6 protein-coding genes are annotated in these 6,346 nt (G+C 73.0%); 3 read left to right on the top strand and 3 right to left on the bottom strand.

The window, feature by feature from the left end; translation table 11 throughout:
• The first annotated feature begins 21 nt into the window (after nucleotides 1–21).
• Together ACW0Q9_RS08670 and ACW0Q9_RS08665 are read left to right on the top strand one after the other, a co-directional pair.
• Nucleotides 22–735, top strand: a complete 714-nt coding sequence (locus tag ACW0Q9_RS08670; protein ID WP_456179554.1) for a DUF1223 domain-containing protein — start codon at nucleotides 22–24, stop codon at nucleotides 733–735.
• The gene (locus tag ACW0Q9_RS08665) at nucleotides 732–1,925 is read left to right on the top strand and encodes an MFS transporter (RefSeq protein WP_456179553.1); all 1,194 of its coding nucleotides are present in this window, start codon (nucleotides 732–734) and stop codon (nucleotides 1,923–1,925) included. The genes ACW0Q9_RS08670 and ACW0Q9_RS08665 overlap by 4 nt, the downstream gene beginning before the upstream one ends.
• A 25-nt stretch (nucleotides 1,926–1,950) precedes the next feature.
• Here the strand turns inward: ACW0Q9_RS08665 and ACW0Q9_RS08660 are convergent, their stop codons facing one another.
• Nucleotides 1,951–3,594, bottom strand: coding sequence for a glycoside hydrolase family 10 protein (locus ACW0Q9_RS08660; RefSeq protein ID WP_456179552.1), 1,644 nt, complete (start codon nucleotides 3,592–3,594; stop codon nucleotides 1,951–1,953).
• A gap of 172 nt (nucleotides 3,595–3,766) precedes the next feature.
• Nucleotides 3,767–4,969: a S1 family peptidase gene (locus ACW0Q9_RS08655; RefSeq protein WP_456179551.1), complete on the bottom strand. Its 1,203-nt coding sequence runs from the start codon at nucleotides 4,967–4,969 to the stop codon at nucleotides 3,767–3,769.
• 557 nt (nucleotides 4,970–5,526) lie between these two features.
• Here ACW0Q9_RS08655 and ACW0Q9_RS08650 point away from each other — a divergent pair.
• Nucleotides 5,527–5,967: an ATP-binding protein gene (locus ACW0Q9_RS08650; protein WP_456179550.1), complete on the top strand. Its 441-nt coding sequence runs from the start codon at nucleotides 5,527–5,529 to the stop codon at nucleotides 5,965–5,967.
• 24 nt (nucleotides 5,968–5,991) lie between these two features.
• On the opposite strand, the gene ACW0Q9_RS08645 is transcribed toward ACW0Q9_RS08650, so the two are convergent.
• A complete protein-coding gene (locus ACW0Q9_RS08645) occupies nucleotides 5,992–6,303 on the bottom strand; it encodes an NIPSNAP family protein (protein WP_456179549.1) in 312 nt (103 codons plus the stop codon).
• Between the last annotated feature and the right edge of the window lie 43 nt (nucleotides 6,304–6,346).

The raw sequence follows: 6,346 nt of genomic DNA, 5'->3' as shown, positions 1-6,346 counted from the left end.
GTCGGACGGAGGAGCCAGGCCATGACGGACCCCTCGCTCACCGGGTCGCCGCCGCAGGCGGGCGACGGCGGCTTCGCCGTCGTGGAGCTGTTCACCTCGCAGGGCTGCGAGAGCTGCCCGCCCGCCGAGGAGGTGCTGACCGAGATCGAGCGGGACGCCCGCAAGCGGGGCGAGCCGGTCTTCGCCCTCGGCTTCCACGTCGACTACTGGGACCACCTGGGCTGGCCCGATCCGTACGCGGCCGCGGCCTACACCGCGCGGCAGGAGGCGTACGCGCGGGCCTTCGGCACCGGACACCTCTACACGCCGCAGATGGTGGTCAACGGCACCGCCGAGTTCGTCGGTTCCGACCGCCGGCGGGCGGCCGACGCCATCGCGTCCGCGCTGTCGGCGGCGGCCATCACGCCGCTCGCCCTCTCGCTCGGGAACGCGGGCGACGGGCACGTGGCGGTGGACTACCGGGCCGAGCGGCCACCGGCGCGGGGCATGTTGCACGTGGCGGTCGTGGAACGGGGGCTGGAGAACGACGTCCCCCGGGGCGAGAACGCCGGGCGCCGGCTGCGGCAGGACAACGTGGTCCGGGCCTTCACCTCGGTCGGCCTGGGCGCCGAGGAGGGGCGGGTGGACCTGACGGTGCCGCCCGACCTCGATCCGGGGCGCGCGTCGGTGGTCGGCTACGTGCAGCAGGAGGGTGAGCGGGCCGTCGTCGGCGCGGCGGCGATCGACGTCCGATGAGCATCGCCCAGCAGCAGCGGCGCCTCACGTCGAACGTCGCCCTGTTCCTGCTCGCCTCGATCATCGTGTCGTTCGTCGCCGCGTCGACGGCCCCGAGCCCGCTGTACACGATCTACCAGGCGCGCTGGCACTTCTCGCCGATCACCACCACCGTGGTGTTCGCCGTCTACGCCGCCGCGGTGCTGGCCACCCTGCTCACCGTCGGCAAGCTCTCCGACCATGTCGGCCGGCGACCGGTCCTGCTCGCCGCGATCGCGGTCCAGATGATCTCGCTGGTCATCTTCGTCCTCGCCGGCGGCGTACCCGAGCTGGTGGTCGCACGCGTCGTGCAGGGCGTGGCGGCCGGCGCCGCCACCGGCGCGGCGGCCGCCGCCATGCTCGACATCGACCGGGCCCGAGGCACGCTCGCGAACGCGATCGCCCCCGGCATCGGCACCGGGGTCGGTGCCCTGCTCTCGGCGCTGCTCGTCCAGTACCTGCCCGCGCCGACGCGCCTGGTGTACGTCGTCCTGCTCGTGGTCCTGCTCATCCAGGGCGTCGGGGTCGTGCTGATGCGCGAGACGGTCACACCGATGGCGGGAGCGCTGCAGAGCCTGCGGCCGGAGATCCGGCTGCCCCGCGCGGTACGCGGGCCCCTGCTGGCCGTCGCGCCGGTCGCCTTCGCCGTCTGGGCCCTCGCGGGGTTCTTCGCCGCGCTCGGCCCGGCGCTCGTGCGTGCCCTCATGGACTCCTCGATCGTGGCCGGGGGCCTGAGCATCTTCGTCTTCGCCGTCTTCGGGTCCGCCGCCATCCTCGTGCTGCGTGACCGGCCCGCGCGGACCGTCATGCTCACCGGCATCACCGCCCTCGTCGTCGGCATGATCATCACGGTGGTGTCGGTCTCGGCCGATTCCCTCGCCGGCTTCTTCGTCGGCCTCGCATTCGGGGGCGTCGGCTTCGGGGGCGGTTTCCAGGGCAGCCTCAAGACCGTCACGCCGCTGGTCGAGGCGCACGAGCGCGCCAGCGTGCTCTCCCTGCTCTACATCATCTCGTACGTCGGCTTCGGCCTGCCAACGGTGATCGCCGGCTTCCTCGTGGTCCACGGCGGCGGCCTGCGCCGGACCGCCGAGGAGTACGCCGTCGCCGTCATCATCCTCGCCGCGGTCGCCCTGCTCGGGCTGCGCGGGACGCGCCAGGCACGAACTGGGTGAGCCGCCGGTCGGGCCCCGGTCGGCGTCAGGCGACGGACGCCGGTGCGCTGAGCCGACCCTCGTTCGCACTGCGGTCCAGGCCGGAGACGCAGTAGGTGAGCGGCCCGCCGGCCGGGGCCGTGCGGTCCACGAAGTCGCCACCGCGGGTGGTGCCGACGAGCCGGGCCGTGCCGCCGTCCACCCGGTAGACGGCGAAGCTCGTGGCGTCGTCGCCGCGCCAGGTCAGCCGCACCCCGCCGGCATCCTGACGCCGGGCGCCGGTGATCGCGGGTGCGGGCGGCGGCGCCGCCGGCAGCTGAGCCATCGTGGGCAGCAGGGCGGGAGCGGCGTAGTGCGCGTCGCTGTACCGGCTGACCGCCCCGAGCTTGTCGGCGCGTACCTGCCGGGCGCTGAAGTGCACACTCCCGTCCACCCCGTGCCGTCGGTTCAGCGCGAGCTGGCGGTCCAACTCGGCCGGATCGCGCCAGGCGCCGCGCTCACCCACCCGGTAGTCGGCCTGGCCGATGTAGAGCTGCACCCGGGTGCCCCGCACCGTGGCCGCCCACCACGGCAGCAGCTTGGCGTAGTCGGCCTTGCCGAATCCGATGTGCCAGTAGAGCTGCGGCACGACGTAGTCCAGCCACTGCTGCCGCACCCAGAGCCGGGTGTCGGCGTGGATGTCGTCGTAGCTCTGCAGGCCCGCCGTGGCCGAGCCGGCCGGGTCGGTGCGCTTGTTGCGCCAGATGCCGAACGGGCTGATGCCGAACTTCACCCACGGCTTGATCGCCTTGATCCGCTCGCTCATCTCGCGGACCAGCGTGTTCACGTTGTCCCGGCGCCAGGCCTGCTTGTCGGCGAAGCGGCGGCCGTAGCGGGCGAAGGTCGCGTCGTCCGGGAAGTCCTGTCCCGCCTCCGGGTAGGGGTAGAAGAAGTCGTCGAAGTGCACGCCGTCGACGTCGTAGCGCTGGACCGCCTCCAGCATCGCGTCCTCGACGAACCGGCGCGCCTCGGGGATGCCGGGGTTGAAGTAGAGGCGGCTGCCGGGCCGGTCGGCGCTGGGGTAGGTCACCACCCAGTCCCGGTGCCGCCGCAGCGGATGGGTCGGCGCGAGCTGGTCCAGGCGGGGACCCGGTCCGCCCACCGTGGCCGGTTGGCCGCCCCGGTACGGGTTGAACCAGGCATGGAACTCCAGGTTCCGGGCGTGCGCCTCGGCGACCATGAACTCCATCGGGTCCCAGCCCGGGTCGCGGCCGTCGCGGTGCCCGGTCAGCCACTCCGACCACGGCGCGTAGCTCGACGGCCAGAGCGCGTCCCCGCTCGGCCGCACGTGCACGAAGACCGCGTTGTGGTGGCGCCGCACCGCCAGGTCCAACCAGCGCCGGAACTCGGCCCGCACCGTCTCGGCCGGCAACCCGCGCCGGCTCGGCCAGTCGATGTTGTTGACCGTCGTGATCCACATGCCGCGCAGCTCGCGCGTCGCCCGGGCCGGCCGGCCCGCGCAGTCCGCGCCACCGCCCGCGGCGACCGCGGCGGCGGCACCCGACGGCGGGGCGGCACCGTCGACGACGACCCGGTCCCGCAACGACCACGCGCCGACCCCGGCTGCCACGGCGAGAGCGACGATCACCGCGACGAGCGCCCGGGTACGGCGGCGGGGAACGGGCGGAGCGGGCACATCGGCGGAGGGCATCGCCCCAGTCTGCCAGCGCCGCCCGCCGGGGGAACCAGCCGGAACCGCTTCTTAACGGTCGCCTAAGGCCCCGGCGGTCCGGGCGGCGGCGTGGGCCGGTCCCGTGCGGACCGGCCCACGCTGCTGAGATCTGCGGTACGCCGGCCGATGCGGCTCGGCGCCGGACGGAGCCTCAGCCCTGGATGAGCGAGGCGCCGTAGTAGGTCAGCGACCCGATCTGCGCGTCACCCACCGGCCGCAGCAGCGGGGCGTACCAGACGGTGCTGGAGCCGTTGGCGACCACGCCGGGGCAGACCGCCGTGCCGGTCACCCCGGCGGAGACGGTGCCGCGCGCGTCGACCCGTCCGTCCGAGCGGTACGAGTACACCGGGCCTCCACTGTCGCCCGGCGCGGCGGCGCAGCCCCCGGCGACGATGTGGTTGGCCTGCGTCACCGGCCCGATCACGTAGCCGACGTTGACGAACTGGTTGACGACGCTGACCCGCAGGCTGCAGTGCTCACCGCTGGACGCGCCGCCGGTGCAGACGTAGTTGCCCACGTAGTCCGAGGCGGCGCCGCCGACCCCGATGCTGGTGGCGGCGTTGTAGGCGCCCGTGTAGATCCGGCCGCCGGCCGACACCCTGATCATCAGGGTGTCGCGCGGGTTCCAGTCGTTGATGATCGGTCCCATGGTGTTGGTGGGGCCACCGCCGTCGTACGCCACCTGACCGTTCGCGCCGCAGTGCCCGGCGCTGAGGATCTGGCGGGCGTCGTTCCAGTACACCCCGAAGCCGGTGCTGCACCCGCCGCCGGCGTAGTAGCGCGCCCCACCCCAGTAGGGGGCGAAGTCGTTCTGCCGGTTGAGCAGCGTCGGGCTCGACGCGGTGCTCACGTCGAGCGGCAGCCGCGCGGTGCGCAGGAGGTCCCGCTTGCCCGAGGCCAGTGCCTTGCCGGTGACGGTCACCGCGAGCCCGCTGCCGTCGACCTTGGCGGCCACCGAGACCGCCCGCGGGTCCGCGGCCAGCCGCTGCGCCTCGGCGACCATCTCGCGCTGGTGGAACCGGGCCGGCTTGAACTTCACCGGTACGGAGAGCCGCTTGGCCAGGTCGCGGACGGACCCGGGCACCGAGCCCTTCCAGTAGACGGTGAGCTTGCGCTCCTCGGGCGCGGCGACCACGCCGGCGAACCCTTCGCCGCGGGCGGCCGTGATCTCGCCGGCGGCCGCGTTCAGCTGGTCCTGCGCCGAGAACAGCTCACGCCAGCTGGAGAACCCGCCCGGCACGGACTCGGCCGGCTGGGTCGACGGCGTGACGGGTTTGCCCTCCGCCACCGCCGGGGTGCCGATCGCGCCGGTGGCGACGATCGCGGCGGCCAACGCGACAATGGTGCGGCGCATGACCGTACCTCCGCGTCCGCCCGGTGTCATTCGACTCATAGGGATTGACCTCCTGAAGTGAGAGCCGCCGGGGCGACAATTTTCCCCGGTCGAACTCGAATTCTGCGGCGGTGAATCCCATTCACCAGGCTCCTGCTACCAAGCGGACTCAGCCATTTACCGGACCCGGGTCGGCGTGCGACCATTGCCGGTTCCCTGGCTCTGACCAGGCAATACGTCGAGCAGTGAGGACGTTTTCGCAATCCCGGAAACCCATCGGAAATGCATCAGTGGATTGAAGGAGCGCTCGCCTTTTCGGCAACCTTCCGCGGATTGCACCGCCAATGTCGCATGGCCGACTTCGCGCCGTTGGCCGCCTCGGCGGTTCGTCCTTCCGCCTGAGGCGATTTCCTTGCCGCACGTGTCCCGGGTGACCCGGCCCGCGTTGCCGGTACGCGGCTACCGGCGACGACGACATCGCGCTGGTCGCGCTGCGGACACCCCCCGGAGCCGGCCGGGTCGGGCGGGCCCGGCCGGCGCCGACGGCGGATATCAGGAATGCGGGTAACCTCTTTTACATGGGCGGTTTCGGGCCGCCGGCCGAGATCAACTCGACGGGGGCCGGGCACGCGCGACGGGAGTCGACGTCACTGCTGTCCCAGGAGTTCACCGCCGCCACCATCACCGAGCTGCGGCATGCCGTCGCGGCACGGGTCGCCGCGGTGGGTCTGACCGGCGAGCTGGCCGAGGGCTTCGTCCTGGCCGTCCACGAGCTGACCACCAACGCGGTACGCCACGGCGGCGGGGTGGGCCACCTGCACCTGCGGCGGCAGGGCGACGTCCTGCGCTGCGAGGTCGTCGATCAGGGCGCGGGCGTCGGTGAGCCGCCGGTCCGGTTGTCCGCCGGTGACGAGGCCGGTGGTCGGGGGCTCTGGCTGGCGGATCAGCTGGCCGACTCACTGAGCCTCCGCCGTCACGCCGACGGCATGACCGCCACCGTCACCATCGAGCTGCGCTGACCACACCCGTGCCGGAGAACGCGCTCAGTCGGTCGGCAGGAGTGGGCGCATGAAGGTCCGCTCGTACCGCAGGACACAGCCCGACTCGTCGCGGATTCGGTCGGCCGCCACGAACTCCGGGTCGCTGCCGAACCGTGCGCGGTAACGCTCGTACGCGGCCAGGCTCTCGAAGCTGAACAGCGCTTCGGCCCGGTCGCTGGCGCCCTCGGCGGGCAGGAAGTAGCCGTGGTGCACACCGCCGTGCCTGGCCACCAGCCGCATCCACTCGCGGGCGAAGCGTTCGAACGCCTCGATCTGCGCGGGGTCGATGGTGTAGTGCACGACGCAGGTGATCACGGCACCCACCCTACGGCCGTGGTCGCGCACCCCGGGTGCCGGC

It is taken from the genome of Micromonospora sp. I033 (genome assembly GCF_053890995.1).
The sequence above is the reverse complement of the archived record's forward strand: the minus strand, read 5'-3'. Positions and strand labels throughout refer to the sequence as shown.